Raw genomic sequence first — 17,698 nt, 5'->3', positions numbered from 1 at the left:
TGTATTATAAAGTCTTTTGATATACAGTTAGATTTAAAAAAGATGATTTTAGGTACGAAAAACAGCGGTATTATTTTTATAATTTTTAGAAACGGGAATTTCTATATGAGTGAGCGAAAGTGTTTGAGTATTTTTCCAAGATTTAAAATGTGCTGGATTGACCAAATGTGAGCGATGTACCTGTATTAAAAAGGGATGTTTCTGTTGAATTTTCTTTAGGGAAGATCGAATCAATTTTGATTTTGAAGTCTCTTGTTCTACAAAGAAAACCTCTATATAGTTTTGAGATTTCGAAATACAGATTAACTCCGACTGTCTGATTTTTAGAAGGTCTAGTTTATATTCTCCTTTAATTGTTAAAATTGGGTCTTTTGGTGTTGTAGTTATTGTTGCTTTTTGAGGAATAAACCTTAGAATAAACCATCTTGCAAATAAAACAACAGGGGCAAACAAGAACAGGGATTTTAAAAAGGCATAAGAAAACTCTGAGAAATTCCAAATACCTTTTAAAAAAGGACTTTTGTAATAGCTATAACTCAATACATGGTTCAATAGAAAAAATAGTAACAAGATGCTTATTTCCAGTCCTACATTCCATTTTTCTATTTGTACATAAATATTATCTTGAACGAGTATAGTTATAAAATAGCTTATGAAGGTAATCAAACTAAAACCAACACTTAAAAACAACCACCATGCTTCTAGTCCAGCTTTTCCACTATCGAAAGGTTTGATTGCATAAGTGAAAATGAAGATCCAAAGACTACTAAAGAGTCCTACCCATACATGGTGTTTTATAGATGGATTGAGTTTGTTCAAAAGTTATGTGAATTGTTTAGTTTTTGGAGTCTAATATACATTAATCTTTACTTGAAGTACGTTTTTTTAATTACTCAAAATGTAATTTCATTCCTTCATGACTCGCTTTAAAACCTAATGTTTCATAAAACTGAATGGCTTTAGGTCGTTGTTTGTCTGAAGTGAGTTGTATTAAATGCGCTCCTTTTTCTTTAGCTCTTTCAATAGCCCATAGAAACATTTTCTTTCCAATACCTTTTCCTCTTTGGTCTTTACGAATTCTTACGGCTTCAATTTGTGCTCGTATTCCTCCTTGATAAGTCAAGTACTGAAGAAATGAGAGTTGCAAAGTACCTATAATTTCATTTTGTTCATTTTCTACCACGATAAGTTCTTGATTTTTATCAGAAATTATTTGTTCAAAAGCACTAATATATGCTTTAGGTAAGGGCAACTGATAGTTTTCTCTTTTTTTTCCTAGTTCATCATCGGCTATCATCGCTACGATGTGCTCAAGGTCATTTTTTGTGGCATTCCTAAATTTCATCATAGTATAGCGTTTGTAGATTGTATTAGACCAATTTTTTAGCGATACTAAGTTACAGAAAAAGGACAGCGGTTGTAACTTATTGCGTTTACAAGTTTAAAAGTTTGGAAAGAAGTTATGTAATCACTCGAAAATTAAAGGTTCTTTTTTTATGAGTAATACTTAAAGTTTGATATTCCTTTTTACGAATAAACTCAATGTCTTCATCGGACACTTCAAAGCTCGCTTGTGTCATCCATCTATTGGAAACATTAGAGTAGTCTGATGTAATTTCTTTGGTATCGGAATCGATATACATTTCTAGTTCTCCTCCTAAAAAAGAAAGAGTAATTCCTTTAAATGTTTTTATTTCAGCATTGCTAAGCATGGTTAATTCTAAAAATTGATATCCTGCTAGTTCTGTTAGATACACCCAAATACCAAACTCATTGTTTCCAGCAATCTGTTCTCCTGTAATTTGACGCATTCTTTCTTCGGTATACGTATCTACATGCGTTCTTTTCATAGCTTTCATATTGCCTAATGCGGCTAAAATATGATCAATTTTTTTTAACATTCTTTATGTTTTTTATATCCAATCTATAATTTGTTGATCCATATTTCCTTTTCTACTAAAATAAGGAGTATTTCCAAAAATTTTAGCAACACCTTCAAACCATAGTCGTGCATCTATGGCATCCGATAGTTCAGGTTCTTCAAAAAAACGTAGTTTTTGGGTGAGCTCTTCAGTACTTGCTTTGAAAAAATGCGCTAAGTCTGTTGCCAACATATTGGCTCCGACACCATCTCCAATATTATATACAGCTCCGTAAGTAGGGGAGTTTTTAATACAGTTTACGACAACAAAACTTCCGCCAAAATCACCTAAAATAGGCACAAATCCCAATGGAAAATAGGTGCAGTCATCACCATTAAGTCCTGCTAAGTTTTCGTAGGTCGTTTGGATTTCATCAAAGCTTAGTAAATACATACTCCAAGCAAACTCCGGATCATTATAATCAAATTCATAACACAAATCATCGTCATATTCATACGATAGTAATATTTCTAGTTGTTGAGGTACTGTAACTTTGTCAAAAGTATTTAGAGTAGCAACTCTCTCAGCATGATCTACTTTTTTGATAACTTTAGCGCTGCCAGCACCCGCTTCTTTTAAAGTTTCGATGTATGTATTTAATATTTTTTCCATAGCATATAATGAGTATTAATGATGTGTCAGCTTTGTTATAATGGCTTTATGTTGTGGGAAGAGTGCAATCAATGCTTCTTTTTTTGGTAATACAAAATCGTTAAAGTCAAATCCTGGAGCTACGGTGCAACCTGTAAAGGCATAAGCATTTGTTGCTTCTACTTCTGCCGCAAACCAATACCCTGCTGGTACTACAAACTGAGGTAGCTCGTTTTGTGCTAAATCATTTCCTATAAGTACAAAAGAATAGTCTCCTTCCGGAGAAATCATATGTAGTTTTAAGGTACTTCCTTTGTAAAAATGCCAAATTTCATCTTGGTTGATCTTATGAAAAGCAGAGAACTTTTCAGAAGTTAATAAAAAGTAAATCGATGTTGAGTAATTTCTATCTCCTACAAATTCAGAAGATAAATGTTCGTTTTGTATTACTCCGCTACTTCTGTAGGTTTCTTTAAAGTATCCACCTTCTGGGTGTGCTGTTAAATCAAATTGATTAATGATCTGTTGTGCTGTCATTTTCTGGTTGTTCTTTTGCTTCGTTGGCTTTTTTAATAATGGCTTTTAACCGTTCTTTATTGCGTTGCTTTTCTACACGAAGCTTGTTTTCTTTTTGCTTCATTAATCGTGTATGTTTCGCCTTATTTACCGTATTTTTTGCTTTTCCCTTTTTAGGCATTTTTGTCGGTTTTAGATCTTGAAATAGCTATGCTTAACCAAGCAATTCCTAAAAAGATAAATAAGATTGTTCTCCAGTCTTCAAATCCATTTAAAATAGCTCTTATAAAACCAAGAAGAGACATAATTAATGGAAGAACAAGTGATTTACTCTTGTTTTTATTACTTATTAAAAGTAACCCTAAGAAGGTTATCGCTCCGTTTAAAATCAATACAAAAAACCCGAAATCAAACCCTAAACTATTTTTGCTATATACACTTATGAAATAGGTAAGTACTGGTGCAACTAAACAAATAATAGGAACAAGTTTATCTTTTACATTGAGTTTGGTAAATAATCCAAAAGCATACAATCCAAGTAAAGGACCATAGGTATATCCAGCAAACTGGAATATTTTAGCAATGACGCTGGCATCTGCAATAAAATATTTAAATATTAAAATGGTAGCGATTAAAATCAATGAAAATAGCACGTGAATTTTTTTACGAAGGGCTATTTTTTCTTGTTCGTCTTCTTTTTTATCAATTTCTAAAATGTCAATACTAAAAGAAGTTGTTAAAGAAGTTAAAGCACTATCGGCACTTGAATAGGCTGCGGCTATTAACCCTAATAAAAAGAATAGGGAAGTAGCAATACCTAATTCGCCACTCATGGCAATTGTAGGGAATAGGTTATCTCTATGTGCATCGATTCCATTTGCAGCTGCATAATCAGTTAACAATACTCCTAAAGCTAAAAAGAAAAAGTTTACAATTACTAGGACAATGGTAAACCAAAACATGTTCTTTTGAGCATCTTTTAAATTACGACAGGTTAAGTTCTTTTGCATCATGTCTTGATCTAATCCTGTCATTACAATAGCAATAAAAGCTCCAGAGAAAAACTGTTTCCAAAAGTAACTTCCCGCTTTTACATCGTCAAAAAAGAAAGTTTTAGATAATTCATTATCGGCAATATAGGAGAATAAGCTTTCTATTTGCATCGCATCCTTAATCATCACAATACAAACTCCTACAGCAATCAACATAAATAAGGTTTGCAAGGTGTCTGTCCAAACAATGGTTTTAATTCCTCCTTTAAAAGTATATAACCAGATTAATAAAATAGTAATGGTTACGGTTACCCAAAACGGAATTCCGTAAGCATCAAACAAAATTAATTGCAATACGTTAGCTACTAAAAACAAACGGAAAGCTGCTCCTACAGTTCTTGATAATAAGAAAAAAGAGGCTCCTGTTTTATAAGAGTATTTACCAAAGCGATCTTCTAAATAAGTATAAATAGAAGTAAGGTTGAGTTTGTAATAAAGTGGTAATAAAACTAGTCCGATTACAGCATATCCTAATACATACCCTAATACCATTTGCATATAACCCATTTGTTGACTCTCGATCCAACCAGGCACAGAAATAAAGGTAACTCCAGAGAGAGATGCACCAATCATACCAAAGGCAACTAAATACCAAGGAGAGGAGTTGTTTGCTTTAAAAAATGTGTTGTTGTTAGCAGATTTTCCAGTGATGTATGAGATTAGAATTAATACACCGAAATAAGCTAAAATAAGTAGGAGTATATGGAATGGTTGCATACAATTAAATTATGAATTACGAATGTACAAATTTCTCATTCGTAATTCATAATTTAAGAAGTCTAAGAAAGTTCTATAATTACCTCTTCAGTTTTTCTACGAACTTTTTTCAAGTCTTTCATATAGTCGTCTTCGGCTCTGAATCCAACAGGTAATACCAATACAGAGGTTAAATTGTGCTGTGCTAAACCTAAAATTTCATCGTACTTTTCAGGAATAAATCCTTCCATTGGGCAAGAATCAATTTGCTCGTTAGCGGCAACGGTCATTAAGTTTCCTAAAGCAATGTAAGCTTGGTTTTTGTTCCAGGTACGCAATTCTTCTTGTGTTTTACTAGCGACAGAAGAAGAAAGCATTTCTTTAAACGGATTTAAAATTTCGTCTGGAGTATTTCTAATGTTTTTTACTAAGGTAAAGTAGTTTTCTACATCTTCTTGTGTAAACTCTTTTGGAATACATAAAACCAATACATGTGATGCTTGAGCTACTTGTTGTTGGTTCCAAGAATGCGGTACTAATTGTTGTTGTAGTTCTTTGTTATGAATAACCACCATTTTTACAGGTTGTAACCCATAAGAAGTCGCTGTTAAATTAAAAGCTTCTTTTAAAATGTTGATTTGTTCTGTAGAAAGTGATTTATGTTCGTCAAATTTTTTAACAGCATAACGCCATTGTAAATTTTCTATACTATTCATGTGTTATAATTTTGAAACAAAAATACTACAGACGATTAGAAATCGACTGTTAACTTCATTATAAAAATTGATACTACTATCAATTAGCCTTTATAGTTGTCAATAATTCGTAAGAAAGTAGCTGGTTCTGGTCGAACACGATAGTTATCAGTTAAATCAGCAAAGATTATTTTATCGTTTTTGTCGGTAATAATTACGGTAGGTAATACTACGTCAGATTCGTAGCCTAGTGCCTGAAACCCTGCTGGCAGTCCGTTTTTGTGAATTATTTTTAACTGTAGGGCAACCTGGTTGTTTATATCTCGTAAAAAATGAAAAGGGACTTGGTGTTTTTTAGCTAAGTTCTTCGTGAATTTATGAGGCTGAGAGCTTATCAATAACATATCTACTTTTCTTTTTTCTAGTTCTTTATATTGATCCACTACTTCTTTTATTTGTGCCATACATAACGGACACCAATTACCACGAAAGAAGATGAAAATTTTAAAATCACCTGTAAAAGAGCGGCTATTAACCATTTCGTTCTTGGTGTTTTCAAGAGAAAATTCAGGTAGTTTTTTTCCAAAGTCTAAAACTGACATATCTCTTGAGTTAAAGGTAGAGTACCAAGTTAAATAAGCTAACCAACCCAAAGCAATTGAAAGCGGAATTAATAAAGAATCTCTATTGAAATCTAGTAAGTTTAATGCAAAACCGATGCTAATTAAAGCCGAATAAAATGTTAATGTTTTGGTGGTTCTGGCAACTGGTTTTATAAAGAGCATTGTGAAAAACAATACTACTGCAATTGACGAAACTAACAGTCCAATGTTATGTAGTGTAAAGCTATTTGTTAGGAGTGTCTTAATGGAAATAACCAAGGCATATAATGGAAATGCACTAATAAAGAGAGATTTAATGAAATTTTTCATAACTTAAAGGTCGACAAAAATTGAGTGAATTTACAAAAATATTCAAATGTTATGATGTGCTATGATCATAACGTACTACCCATTTTTATGTTTTATAGTGAATCGCATCTGATACTAAACACAAATACAGATGAAAGAGAACTTTTTACATTTTTTATGGAAACAACAACTATTTGATTTTAATAAGTTAACCACAGTTCAAGGAGAAACAGTTAAAGTGTTGAAACCTGGGGGTATTGAATACCAATACAGGCCCAGATTTTTTTAATGCTCAGTTAAAGATAAGTGATCAACTTTGGGTAGGTACTGTAGAAATTCATGTGAAATCCTCCGATTGGTATGTGCATCAACATGAAATGGACGCTAATTATGATGCAGTAATTTTACATGTAGTTTGGGAACACGACATGGAGGTATATATGAAGAATAATGTGCCATTACCTACAATAGTTTTACAAGACTATATACCTGATAACATTCTGACAAATTATGATCGATTATTTCATAAAAATGAACGTTGGATTTCATGTGAGACCCAAATTACTGAGGTAGATACTTTTTTATTTCATAATTGGTTAGAACGTTTGTATTTTGAACGTTTAGAGCGCAAGTCAGTTTTAATTTATGACTTACTTGAAAAATCTAATAATGATTTCGAAGCGGTATTGTTTCAGTTGCTTGCCAAGAACTTTGGATTAAAAGTAAATGGAGATTCTTTCTTAAGTTTAGCACAATCGGTTGAATTCTCTTTGTTACGTAAAGTGCGCCACGATAGGAAAGTGATTTCAGCATTGCTATTTGGTCAGGCTGGTTTTTTAGAAAAAGAAGTTGATGAAGATTATTTTAGACAACTCAAAGTAGCATATATATATCTACAAAAGAAACATGGTATTTCACCATGCATTTATGCACAATTTCAGTTTTTTAGGATGCGTCCAGCCAATTTTCCAACAGTTCGATTGGCACAGCTAATAGGCTTATATCATAGGCATTCAAATTTATTTTATGAGCTCATGAATTTAGAAAGTTTGGAAGCAGTGTATACGTTTTTCTCAATAGAAGTTGATTCATTTTGGAAAAACCATTACACATTTGAAGCAACCTCAAAAAAGACACATAAAAAGTTAACGAAATCGTTTATTGATTTGCTCATCATTAATACCATTGTTCCTTTAAAATTTGTTTGGATGAAGAGTAGAGGAGAATCATTACATGAGGATATCTTTCTTTTGTTAAGAGAAATGAAACCAGAAAAGAATACAATTGTTTCTAAGTTTTCAGAAATAAATATATCATCAACAAATGCTTTTGAAACACAAGCATTGTTAGAATTAAAAAATAAGTATTGTGATTTAAAGTTGTGCTTAAGTTGCGTAGTAGGAAACAAATTGCTTCGAAACAAAATAACTTGATTGTATAGTTTTGATAAAAGTTCATCGAAAAAAGAGACAATTTCTCCATTGACTACTCTTTAGAGTAGTGCACAAAAAAGGGGTAAAATATATTTTTGTTAAAAACAGAAAGGTTTGGAAGATAGGTACACTAGTAATCGTATATTTTTAACAAAAGAAGAGCAAGATAAAATAAAGAATGTGCCCATTCTTATTGGAGGAGCTGGCATTGGGAGTGTGATTGCAGAATGTATTTTACGTTTTGGTTTTGAAAATATAACTATTGTAGATAGTAATGTTGTTGAAGTATCAAAGCTAAATAGAGAGAATTATATAGAAAGTGATATTGATACTAGTAAGTCAGAAGCAATAAAGAAGCGACTCCTAAACATCAATTCAAAAGCTACTATTACCGCTCTCAATTGTATGATTGATGAAGAAAATATTACCTCTATAATAGAAGGCCATAAAATAGCAATTAATACACTAGACCATTCATCCAATATACCTTTGCTTTTTGATGAGATTTGCAGAGATAAAGAGGTTCCAGTTCTGCACTCATACAATTTGGGGTGGGGTGGATTGGTAACTATTATTAATCCGAATAGTTTATTATTGGATGCTATTTTTAGAAAGAAAGAAGATGTAAATGAAATGGAGGTTATTCGATATGCAGCAAGTTATATGAGGTTTTGGGGTAAGCCACAAAGTTGGCTCGATGAAATCATAGCTGCATATAAAAAGGAAAAGGAAACGTTACCACCACCTCAATTATGTGTATCATCATGGTTGGTAGCTTCAATGTGTACCAGTATTTTGTATAAAATAGTAATTGGAAAAGAGGTAAAAGTTTTTCCTGAATTTTATTTGTCTGTAATAGATAGTTAAATAAGTTTATTATTGGTGGCAAATGAAATAGCCTCTGTAATATTAGCTGTTTCTAACTTTTCAAATATTTTCTTTCTGTGAAATTTTACCGTATCCGGAGAAACAAAAATAGCTTCAGCAATTTCATTAATGGTAAATCCTCTAGAAGAATATATCAAGATTTCACGTTCTCGAGAAGTTAATTGAATTTTTTCCTTTGTTTCCCAATAATCTCCCTCTAAATTATAACAAAACATTTTATTCTCGTTTTCTTTAAAGATTTGAATATTACCAGAAGTTTCCTTAGATGAAAGTGATTTAATACATATTGCTTTCCAAATTTTTCCTTCTTCCGTTAGGAACATTGGGGTAAGTTTTTGATTAACTAATACGCGTCGAGATTCTTGGTTTACGATATGAAAGTCGTATGAAATAGTATATTGTAGACGATCTTCTAAAGGGATTTGTTCGTAAAAATCAAAACCTACAGTATTAATTTTGAAAAGTAAGTCTATATCTTCTTCAGCTACATTTTTAAAGTAATAGGCATAGCCCATTTTCTTTACATCCTCTGGAGAATCTCCACATAAAAACAAAGGATTTTCCGAAACGTATTCAAAACCTTTTTTATCGTAGTCAACTACAATTATGGATTTATAAGTAGTTCTAGCAAAAGCTTCAATTGAAGCCAAGTAATCAAAGTCATTTTCAAAATCTTTCTCCGTGAGCCTCTGAATACTATTCTTGAGAGAGAAGAAATCATCTACTTTTTTTTTCATAATCAAAATTTCGAGGGCTATGCAAATTTAGTAAAAGTTATTGATACGATAAACTTCTACACTTTTGTGTAGTATATTGATTGTCAAAAGAATACTACTATTTAGTGTAAGCAAAGGAAGACAGTGAAATGATAATTTGGCTTGAAAAGAATTAAAAATTTCGAAAAAGCTAAGCAATTATGACTTCAAACATTCAAATGTTAACTGCAAAAACAAACGAGAACTTAACGAACTTATCAAGATTTATTGTTGAACAGAATCTATGCCATCATAGTAATGGTGAAAGCTCTGATGATTATCAAGATTTAGTTTCTATTCTTACTCAACAAGAAATTAGAACTAAAAAAGACTCATCTATTTTTATTATTGAAAATGAGGCTCAGCAAATTGCAGCATCCATTCGAATTTTAAAATGGAATTATAAAGATATGCTGCCTATTGAAGAGTTATTTGGAATTAAACCATTAGATATAATAGGTAATACCATGCTTAAACACGTTTGGCATATTGGAAGGTTGGCAATACGAAAAGAAGTAAAAGACTTATCGTTGTTTAAAAAATTAATTGCATGTGCGCTAACACCAGTATATGCCCAACCAAATTCAATAGTTTTTGCGGAGTGTGATGAAAAGTTGATTCGAGTAATGCGTGCTTTAGGGATTGATATAATTCAGGTAGGAGAAGGTGTGAAGATTGTCGGATCTGTAAAAGTTCCTATATGTATTTATAGTGAAGGATTGGTGAAGTTTTATGATAAAAACAAAAATTTGGTTCCTGAGAATGTTTTAAAAGCGTTTAAAATCAATGAGTTAATGTTAAGAGACAAAAGTAAATCGTATAACTACCCTTTAGTGTAATTCATGCACAGATGTTTTAAAATAAATTTGAATTGTAAACAAAAACTAACAATGCACAGAATAATATTTTTTATACTGGGCTTATATACTTCTTATGGATTCTCGCAAGTAGTGTATAAGGGAAAAGTAACTAACAAGAATAATGAACCTGTTGAATTTGCTGATGTGGTATTACTTTCTGATAAAGGAATTTACAAGGGTACCGTTACAAATGATAAAGGAACATTCGAAATAGTTGCAAAAGAAGGTACGTATACTTTAAGAGTTAGTTTTTTAGGATATAAAGATTGGAGTAAAAAAGTAAATGCTGTAGGAACTGTTGAAGAATCGATAACACTTTTAGAGAATAGTCAAGAATTGGAAGCAGTACAAATAGAAGCCTCTAAAAAAGTGTTTAAAAGAACAGCAGATCGTCTTGTCTTTGATGTAAAGAATAGTTTAATAGGGAAGGCTAACGGTGATATGACAGAACTGTTAAGTTTTACTCCAGGGGTTTTTGTTAACGGAGAAACTATTCAAGTTTTTGGAAAAGATGGAACCCTCATTTTAATCAATGGAAGAAAAACGAAGTTATCGGGAAATAGTTTAACAGCTTTTTTGAAATCATTAAAAGCTACTGATATTGATCGTATAGAAATAATTAAGAATCCTCCGGCTAAATATGATGCAGAAGGTAATGTCGCCCTTATAAATATTATTACCAAGAAGAAAACGATTGATTTTTGGAATAGTAATATAGGGGCTTCTTACCGTCAAGGTCATAATGCATTGGTGTCAGGTACGGGATCGTTTAATTATAACAAAAAGAAATTTTTCTTCTCAACAAATGTTAGTTATATAAATGGGAAGTGGAGAGGAGAGGAAAGAAATAAAATCTTTTATCCTAATAATTTATGGAACCAAGAAACAAACTATACATATGAAACAGACTTATTTACAGCCAACCTTTCTTCAGAGTATAGAATAAATTCTAAATGGTTGATTGGAGCACAATATGTTGGTAGTTTTAATACTCCAGGAAATACTAGTCAGGGTACTATTAAAGTAGAGCAACCGAGTAACTCTATTGCAAAAATTAATAATACTGGAGTAGAAGAAGGGGAAAGAAAATTAAATGGTTTAAATTTTCATAGTGTAATTAATATAACACCAAAGAGAGTTATTAATATTGATTTTGATTATTTCGATTTTGAACGAGAACAAGGAAGTATAATAAATACCATACAAACTAGTGGTAATAGTCTTTCAGATGTAACTAGGATAACCAATAATTCATTACAAAAAATCTCTAATTTTTCTTCGCAGGTTGATGTCGAATATCCAATTAAAAACGTAGCCTTAAACTTTGGTGGTAAGGTTTCATTTTCAGAAACAGATAATAATGTATTTATAACAGGAGGAGTTGGGTTTGATCAAGAAACCATGTTTACATATAAAGAGGATATTCAAGCTTTATATGCTTCATTGAGCAGTTCTTTTGGTTTGACACAATGGAGTTTTAAATCTGGTTTACGAATGGAAAGAACCGAAACATTGTCTAAAGAACATGTTTTGGATACTGAAGTAAGAAATGACTATGTGAACTTTTTTCCTACAGTGTATGTAACGTATAGGCCAGGTCAACATCATAATTTTTCTCTTGATTATTCGAAAAGAATAAATAGACCAGGCTTTAGTGCACTTAATCCATTTAGAATCTATACAAGTCCGTTTTCATATGCAGAAGGAAACCCTAATTTAAGGCCTGTGTTATCCTCTAATGTTACTTTTGGATATCTATACAAGAACTTTTTTAGTGCAGAAATTTATACTTCTCAAACGGAAAATAACTCAGGACAAGTAGCAATTCTAGACAACGATAATTTAACCCAGTCAATTACAAGATTAAACTACTTTGATAGTTTTGATGTAGGACTTATGTTGAACTACTTATATGCTAAGAAAACTTGGTGGCAAAGTTTAGCTACATTTCAAATTTACCATAGTACATCAGATTCAAAAATTGCACCGATTACTCCTGCATCGGTAACTGGTATCGGAGGAATCATAAAAACTACAAATCATTTTGTTTTAGATAAAAAACAAAAAACATTAGTTGGGTTTGATTTTACCTATCGTTTTCCAAATACCTCAAAAGATATCGTATATAATTTTGAACAGTATTTACTCAATGCTTTTATTAAATATAACGCTACTAATAATTTAGAGGTTTCTTTAACGGTCAATAATATTTTACGAGAATTTAATTTTAATAATCGAAGTACAAGAAATCAAACAGATGCCATTTACAATGGTTATTACGATACTCAATACCTAAAGTTTTCAATCAATTACAATTTTGGAAATAGAAAAGTGAGAAAGACGAATAGGAAAATGAGTAATGTAGATGAAAAGAATAGAACAAATTAAAATATAAAAGAAAAAGGTTTACTAAGTGTTTTATAATGCGCAGTATAAATTGCTAAGTAAGCTAAAGTTGCAACAAGAAGAAGTGTAAAACTTCAAAAAATTAATTATTAACTTATAACTATTTAATTATGAAAAAACAAGAATTAGACTTAACGAAATTTGAATCTTTAGAAACGTCAAATGATATCTTAAAAGGAGGATTTTCTCAAGCTTTATCAACTGGAGCTGGATTAGATACTAACATTATTGGAGCATTAAACTTAGCTAAGAACTGTGGAGCAACTACAAACAACTGTAACGGAGGTAACTGCGTTTCAGGATGTGGTGGTGGAGCATCTTCAATCCAAGCATAAGGATACTATACAAAGGAATATGTTTTACATATTCCTTTGTATCAAAGAAAACCATTTTGGTTTATTTCCAAAAACGAATATTCGTTTAAATAAAAGTTTAAAAGAAGTGCTCTTACTTCAATAAAACTTTCAATTTTATTTAATCAGAAATTTATTTAGAAAACTTATAGGCATTCATGAATATTTAGTTTCATGGTAGCTGTTGGATTTCTATACTCTAAATAAAAATAAAATCATTATGAAATACAGTCAATTTAACTCAGTCATACCATATCAAGATAAGTATGCATTGTACAATTCTTTCGACAATAAAGTTATTTTTTTAGAACACGATTTAAAGGAATTGCTTTTAGCTGGGAAAAATGAAAACATTGATGAATTAGAACAAATTCATCCAGCTTTTTACAAATACCTTTCAGAAAATAATTTTTTAGTTAAAAATGAAATTGATGAGGTTGAAAAAGTAAGAAAAGTCTCAAAAAAAGTTGATGAAAACAACTCGTTTTTTCATTTGACTATTAACCCTACCATGAACTGTAATTTTAAGTGTTGGTATTGTTATGAAGATCATATCAAAGCTTCTAGGTTAAAAAATCAAATGGTAGAAAGGGTAAATAAATTCATTACAAAAAAATTGCAAGATGAAAACTTAAAACATTTTACATTGGCGTTTTTTGGAGGTGAACCATTGCTGTATTTTAAGCGAAATGTCATTCCTATTATTGAGCATTTGAAAAAGGAAAGCGAGGTGTATGACAAAACCTATAATATTAGTTTTACCACTAATGGTTATTTGATAAACCAAGAATTTGTTGACTTTTTCCACGATAATGACCTAAGTTGTAACCTACAAATCACATTGGATGGATATAGAGAAGAGCATGATAAAATTAGATATGTATCTAAAACTAAAGGATCTTATTTTGAGATTGTAGATAATATTAAACTACTTATAAAAAATGAATTTTTTGTAAGACTTCGTATCAATTATACCAACGAAAACTTAGAAAATACCTTTAAGATAATTGATGATTTTGCAGATGTTGATATGAAGAATATCGAAAACAACTTGTTGATTGATTACCACAGAGTATGGCAAAATGATCAAGTAGATGATTTGGATCTTGTATTGAACAGAAACATGGAAATAATTACAAGTAAAGGATTTAAAGTTACTGGTTCGTTCTCTGCAAACAATGTGTTAGATTCTTGTTATGCAGATAAGAGAAATAGTGCCGTTATTAATTACAATGGAGACTTGTATAAATGCACGGCAAGAGATTTCAAGAAGGAAAGCAGAAACGGATATATTGATGTAGAAGGAAACTTAATTTGGGATGATGGATATGAAGAGAAACGAATGAATTCTAAGTTCAATAACAAGCCTTGTTTGTCTTGTAGGTTAATGCCAGTTTGTAATGGTGGTTGTACGCAGCATGCAATAGAAAACCTTGAGAATGACGAAGGGTATTGTGTGTATTCATTTGATGATGTTCAAAAAGATAAAGTAATTTATGCTAAGGTTAGAGACATACTTGAAGCTGCCGTATAATAGGAGTAAAAAACTTCCTTTTGTTTACCAATTAACTAGTACAGATTGTGCAGCCGCATGTTTATGTATGATTGTGAACTATTTTGGTAAAAAGGCAACATTGAATGGGTTAAAGAAACACTTTGAATTTACAAGAAATGGTGTTTCTATTAATGATATTGTAGATGCTGCAAAAAAGATTGGATTATCTCCTACGGTAATAAAAGTGAGTTCTGAGGAATTGATTACCATTCCATATCCTACTATTTTATACTGGAAACAAGAACATTTTTTAGTGTATGATAAAGCAAATAAGAAAGGGGAAAATTTGACGTTTCACTTAGCTGATCCAGCATATGGAAAAGTGAAATTAGATAAAGAGACTTTCGAAAATGAATGGAAAGGTATCAACGAAAAAGGTATTGCAATTGTATTACAGCCCAATGAAGATTTTGAAAAAGTTCAATTCAAAAATAATGAAGGGGTTATAAAGCCACTGTCAAGTCCTATTGTCAATTATATCAAAAAGTTTTTGATTAAAAATAAGGTAAAGTATCTCTTGGCCTTCACCTTATTAGTCATAAGTTTGGTAGCAAATTGGACCATCCCATTTCTATTTCAAAAAATTATAGATGAAGGAGTAATGTCGAAGAGCATGAATATGGTATACTTTTTCCTTATGTCTCAGGCAGTATTGTTTTTATCCTATTTTATTTCTGAATTTTTTAGCAGGCTCATCTTAACGAAATTTAATTTTTCTTTGAGTGTTAACTTAAAGGAAAATCTACTCTTTAAATTAATCAAACTACCTGTCAGATATTTTGATACGCGATTAAATACGGAAACTCTTCAAAGAATTAACGATCAGAATAAGATACAAACGTATATGACATGGAAAGGACCAGAATTGGTTATTAGTATTTTAAATATTTTGATTTTTGGAAGTATTCTTTTGTATTATAATACAACGGTTTTCATATCTTATTTTACTTTGAGTATCATTTCTTTTATATGGGTTTTCCTATTTTTAAAAAGAAGGGCAATCTTAGAATATGCAATGTTCTTGAAAAGTTCAGAGAATAGTAATCATATTTATGAATTTATTATGAATATGCCGGAGATTAAAGTTAATAATGCTCAAGACAATATTGTTAATAAAATATCGGGTATCCAAAAAAAATTGAATGATATAGAGTTACGTTCGTTGTATCTCAATACATATCAATTTGTAGGAGTAAATATTTTGACCAAAATTAAGGAGATTATTGCCATAGGAATTTGTGCTTATTTTATCATTGAGGGTGAAATTACATTGGGTGCTTTGATAAGTATTTCATATGTAATTGGTCAATTAACTGGTCCAATGAATAATTTAGTCACCTTTATTAAGGATACACAAGACGCAAAATTATCTAATGATAGGGTTAATGATATTTATGCAACTAAGGAAGAGAATGAAAATAAAAACATTGATTTTTCTAAGAGAGAAGTTTCAGATATAGTAGTTGATAATTTATCGTTTAAATATCCAGGTAAATTTAGCCCTACTATTCTTGATGATATTAGTTTTAATATTAAGAAAAATACAGTAACGGCAATTGTAGGAGCGAGTGGTAGTGGAAAAACTACGTTGTTAAAATTGTTATTGTCTTTTTACAGTACCAAACCTAAAGCAATTACGGTAGATGGCATAGATATGAATAATGTATTACCGTCAAGCTGGAGATCGCAATGTGGAATTGTACTGCAAGATGGAAATATTTTTAGCGGAACCATTGCAGAAAATATAACGTTCTCTGATGCAAATATTGACTATGAAAGATTGGTGAAAGTATGTGATATTGCATGTGCAAACGATTTTATTAATCATTTACCAATGAGATTCAATACTAAAATAGGTAACTCTGGACTGCAACTAAGTGGAGGACAAAAGCAACGAATATTGATTGCCAGAGCTATTTATAAAAACCCTGATTTTATATTCTTAGATGAAGCTACCAGTGCATTGGATGCAGAAAATGAAAAACTGATTCACAATAATCTTCAAGAATTTTTTGTGGGTAAAACTGTAGTTATCATAGCACATCGACTTTCAACCGTGAAAAATGCAGATAATATTATTGTATTGAAAAGAGGAAAGATTGTAGAGTCTGGAAATCATAAGGAATTGACAGATCGTAAAGGAGAATATTATCACCTAGTAAAAAATCAACTGGAATTAGGAAATTAATAGCTTGAATATTTATAAAGAGTTTTTAGCTAAGAATTCAAATAAACATGTTATTCTTCTTTCAAAAAATTATATTTGTTGAAAATTTAATTAAAATGAAAAGAATATTTATTGCTATTATGTTAGTGTCAGTTTTCTTGACAAGTTGTAAAGAAAACGGAAAATCAAATGAAATTAAAGAAAACATTGCGAACGAGAGTAAAGTTGAATTGCAAGAAAAAGAAACCAAAGAAACTAATTCTGCTATTTGTTTGTTAGAAAAATTATCTATTAGAGAAACTCCTGATGCGAAAGGAAAATGGGTAACTTCTATGAGTTTAGGAGAGAAAATTACTTTATTAGGGGAAGAAACTACAGATGATAAAACTAAAAAACTTTACTATAAAGTAAAGTTGACAGATGGTAAAGAAGGATGGACGAGAGCTAGCTTTTTAGCTGTTAATGGTGAAGTAGGGACTTTCCTAGAAGATGCTACCGTTTACAAGAGACCTGATTTACTTACCAAGACCGACAAAAAATATAGTGTTATGGATATTATTGGAACACTAGAAAATCAAGGAGAGTGGATTAAAGTAAAAGGAAAAAGAACTGATGGAGAATATATTGAAGAAGGATGGATAAAATCTTCCAATATTTCAAATAACACAGTCGATATTGCTACTGCTAAATATGCCTTTTTAGCAAATCAAGCACCTACAATTACAGAAAGAATAGAGGCATTACAAGAAATTATAGATAATTCAGACTTATCTTCTTCTGTATTTATCGAAAAGATAAAATCAAAAATAGAGGATTATAAATCTAAGAATACTCTTGTAGATCTTCAGGAAGCTAAGGCAGAGAATGAAGATTCTAAATAGACTTAAACTAACCTAAA

At 30.9% G+C, this 17,698-nt stretch carries 19 protein-coding genes; 9 read left to right on the top strand and 10 right to left on the bottom strand.

Annotation, left to right across the window (positions count from 1 at the left end; all coding sequences use genetic code 11):
- Nucleotides 1-48: 48 nt before the first annotated feature.
- The 9 genes from ABNT22_RS14735 to ABNT22_RS14695 all read right to left on the bottom strand — a co-directional run bounded on the left by ABNT22_RS14735 (nucleotide 49) and on the right by ABNT22_RS14695 (nucleotide 6,404).
- Nucleotides 49-819: a LytTR family DNA-binding domain-containing protein gene (locus ABNT22_RS14735; protein WP_348717920.1), complete on the bottom strand. Its 771-nt coding sequence runs from the start codon at nucleotides 817-819 to the stop codon at nucleotides 49-51.
- A 70-nt stretch (nucleotides 820-889) separates the two neighbouring features.
- Nucleotides 890-1,348 carry a GNAT family N-acetyltransferase gene (locus ABNT22_RS14730; RefSeq protein ID WP_348717921.1) on the bottom strand — a complete coding sequence of 153 codons (459 nt, stop codon included), beginning with the start codon at nucleotides 1,346-1,348 and terminating at the stop codon, nucleotides 890-892.
- 112 nt (nucleotides 1,349-1,460) lie between these two features.
- Nucleotides 1,461-1,901 carry a hypothetical protein gene (locus ABNT22_RS14725; RefSeq protein ID WP_348717922.1) on the bottom strand — a complete coding sequence of 147 codons (441 nt, stop codon included), beginning with the start codon at nucleotides 1,899-1,901 and terminating at the stop codon, nucleotides 1,461-1,463.
- A 12-nt stretch (nucleotides 1,902-1,913) separates the two neighbouring features.
- On the bottom strand, nucleotides 1,914-2,534 hold the full coding sequence (locus ABNT22_RS14720) for a hypothetical protein (RefSeq protein ID WP_348717923.1): 621 nt from the start codon (nucleotides 2,532-2,534) through the stop codon (nucleotides 1,914-1,916).
- A 15-nt stretch (nucleotides 2,535-2,549) separates the two neighbouring features.
- Nucleotides 2,550-3,050, bottom strand: coding sequence for a cupin domain-containing protein (locus tag ABNT22_RS14715; protein ID WP_348717924.1), 501 nt, complete (start codon nucleotides 3,048-3,050; stop codon nucleotides 2,550-2,552).
- Nucleotides 3,028-3,210, bottom strand: coding sequence for a hypothetical protein (locus ABNT22_RS14710; protein ID WP_348717926.1), 183 nt, complete (start codon nucleotides 3,208-3,210; stop codon nucleotides 3,028-3,030). The genes ABNT22_RS14715 and ABNT22_RS14710 overlap by 23 nt, the downstream gene beginning before the upstream one ends.
- Complete coding sequence (locus tag ABNT22_RS14705) at nucleotides 3,203-4,798, bottom strand: sodium:solute symporter (protein WP_348717928.1); 1,596 nt, start codon at nucleotides 4,796-4,798, stop codon at nucleotides 3,203-3,205. The genes ABNT22_RS14710 and ABNT22_RS14705 overlap by 8 nt, the downstream gene beginning before the upstream one ends.
- A gap of 62 nt (nucleotides 4,799-4,860) precedes the next feature.
- Complete coding sequence (locus ABNT22_RS14700) at nucleotides 4,861-5,493, bottom strand: NAD(P)H-dependent oxidoreductase (RefSeq protein WP_348717929.1); 633 nt, start codon at nucleotides 5,491-5,493, stop codon at nucleotides 4,861-4,863.
- A gap of 83 nt (nucleotides 5,494-5,576) precedes the next feature.
- Complete coding sequence (locus ABNT22_RS14695; protein WP_348717930.1) at nucleotides 5,577-6,404, bottom strand: peroxiredoxin family protein; 828 nt, start codon at nucleotides 6,402-6,404, stop codon at nucleotides 5,577-5,579.
- A 130-nt stretch (nucleotides 6,405-6,534) separates the two neighbouring features.
- On the opposite strand from ABNT22_RS14695, the gene ABNT22_RS14690 reads away from it, so the two are divergent.
- The 3 genes from ABNT22_RS14690 (at nucleotide 6,535) to ABNT22_RS14680 (ending at nucleotide 8,683) form a co-directional block, all read left to right on the top strand.
- Nucleotides 6,535-6,672, top strand: coding sequence for a DUF2851 family protein (locus tag ABNT22_RS14690; protein WP_348717931.1), 138 nt, complete (start codon nucleotides 6,535-6,537; stop codon nucleotides 6,670-6,672).
- Entirely contained in the window at nucleotides 6,641-7,816 is a 1,176-nt protein-coding gene (locus tag ABNT22_RS14685; protein ID WP_348717932.1) for a DUF2851 family protein, read from the top strand. Before ABNT22_RS14690 ends, ABNT22_RS14685 begins: the two co-directional genes overlap by 32 nt.
- Before the next feature lie 114 nt (nucleotides 7,817-7,930).
- Nucleotides 7,931-8,683 (top strand): ThiF family adenylyltransferase, encoded by a 753-nt coding sequence (locus tag ABNT22_RS14680; protein ID WP_348717934.1) that lies wholly within the window; start codon nucleotides 7,931-7,933, stop codon nucleotides 8,681-8,683.
- On the opposite strand, the gene ABNT22_RS14675 is transcribed toward ABNT22_RS14680, so the two are convergent.
- Complete coding sequence (locus ABNT22_RS14675) at nucleotides 8,680-9,441, bottom strand: response regulator transcription factor (RefSeq protein ID WP_348717935.1); 762 nt, start codon at nucleotides 9,439-9,441, stop codon at nucleotides 8,680-8,682. The genes ABNT22_RS14680 and ABNT22_RS14675 overlap by 4 nt on opposite strands.
- 179 nt (nucleotides 9,442-9,620) lie before the next feature.
- On the opposite strand from ABNT22_RS14675, the gene ABNT22_RS14670 reads away from it, so the two are divergent.
- The 6 genes from ABNT22_RS14670 to ABNT22_RS14645 all read left to right on the top strand — a co-directional run bounded on the left by ABNT22_RS14670 (nucleotide 9,621) and on the right by ABNT22_RS14645 (nucleotide 17,681).
- Nucleotides 9,621-10,298 carry a hypothetical protein gene (locus ABNT22_RS14670; protein WP_348717936.1) on the top strand — a complete coding sequence of 226 codons (678 nt, stop codon included), beginning with the start codon at nucleotides 9,621-9,623 and terminating at the stop codon, nucleotides 10,296-10,298.
- A 51-nt stretch (nucleotides 10,299-10,349) separates the two neighbouring features.
- The gene (locus ABNT22_RS14665) at nucleotides 10,350-12,707 is read left to right on the top strand and encodes a TonB-dependent receptor domain-containing protein (RefSeq protein WP_348717937.1); all 2,358 of its coding nucleotides are present in this window, start codon (nucleotides 10,350-10,352) and stop codon (nucleotides 12,705-12,707) included.
- Between the two features lie 128 nt (nucleotides 12,708-12,835).
- Entirely contained in the window at nucleotides 12,836-13,060 is a 225-nt protein-coding gene (locus tag ABNT22_RS14660; RefSeq protein ID WP_348717938.1) for a hypothetical protein, read from the top strand.
- A gap of 238 nt (nucleotides 13,061-13,298) precedes the next feature.
- Nucleotides 13,299-14,612, top strand: a complete 1,314-nt coding sequence (locus ABNT22_RS14655) for a radical SAM/SPASM domain-containing protein (RefSeq protein ID WP_348717939.1) — start codon at nucleotides 13,299-13,301, stop codon at nucleotides 14,610-14,612.
- Complete coding sequence (locus ABNT22_RS14650; protein WP_348717941.1) at nucleotides 14,575-16,821, top strand: peptidase domain-containing ABC transporter; 2,247 nt, start codon at nucleotides 14,575-14,577, stop codon at nucleotides 16,819-16,821. Before ABNT22_RS14655 ends, ABNT22_RS14650 begins: the two co-directional genes overlap by 38 nt.
- A 95-nt stretch (nucleotides 16,822-16,916) precedes the next feature.
- Nucleotides 16,917-17,681: an SH3 domain-containing protein gene (locus tag ABNT22_RS14645; RefSeq protein ID WP_348717942.1), complete on the top strand. Its 765-nt coding sequence runs from the start codon at nucleotides 16,917-16,919 to the stop codon at nucleotides 17,679-17,681.
- The last annotated feature ends 17 nt before the right edge of the window (nucleotides 17,682-17,698 follow it).

The organism is Tenacibaculum sp. 190130A14a (genome assembly GCF_964048965.1).
Lineage (GTDB): Bacteria > Bacteroidota > Bacteroidia > Flavobacteriales > Flavobacteriaceae > Polaribacter > Polaribacter polynesiense.
This window is presented reverse-complemented; position numbering and strand designations above follow the sequence as displayed.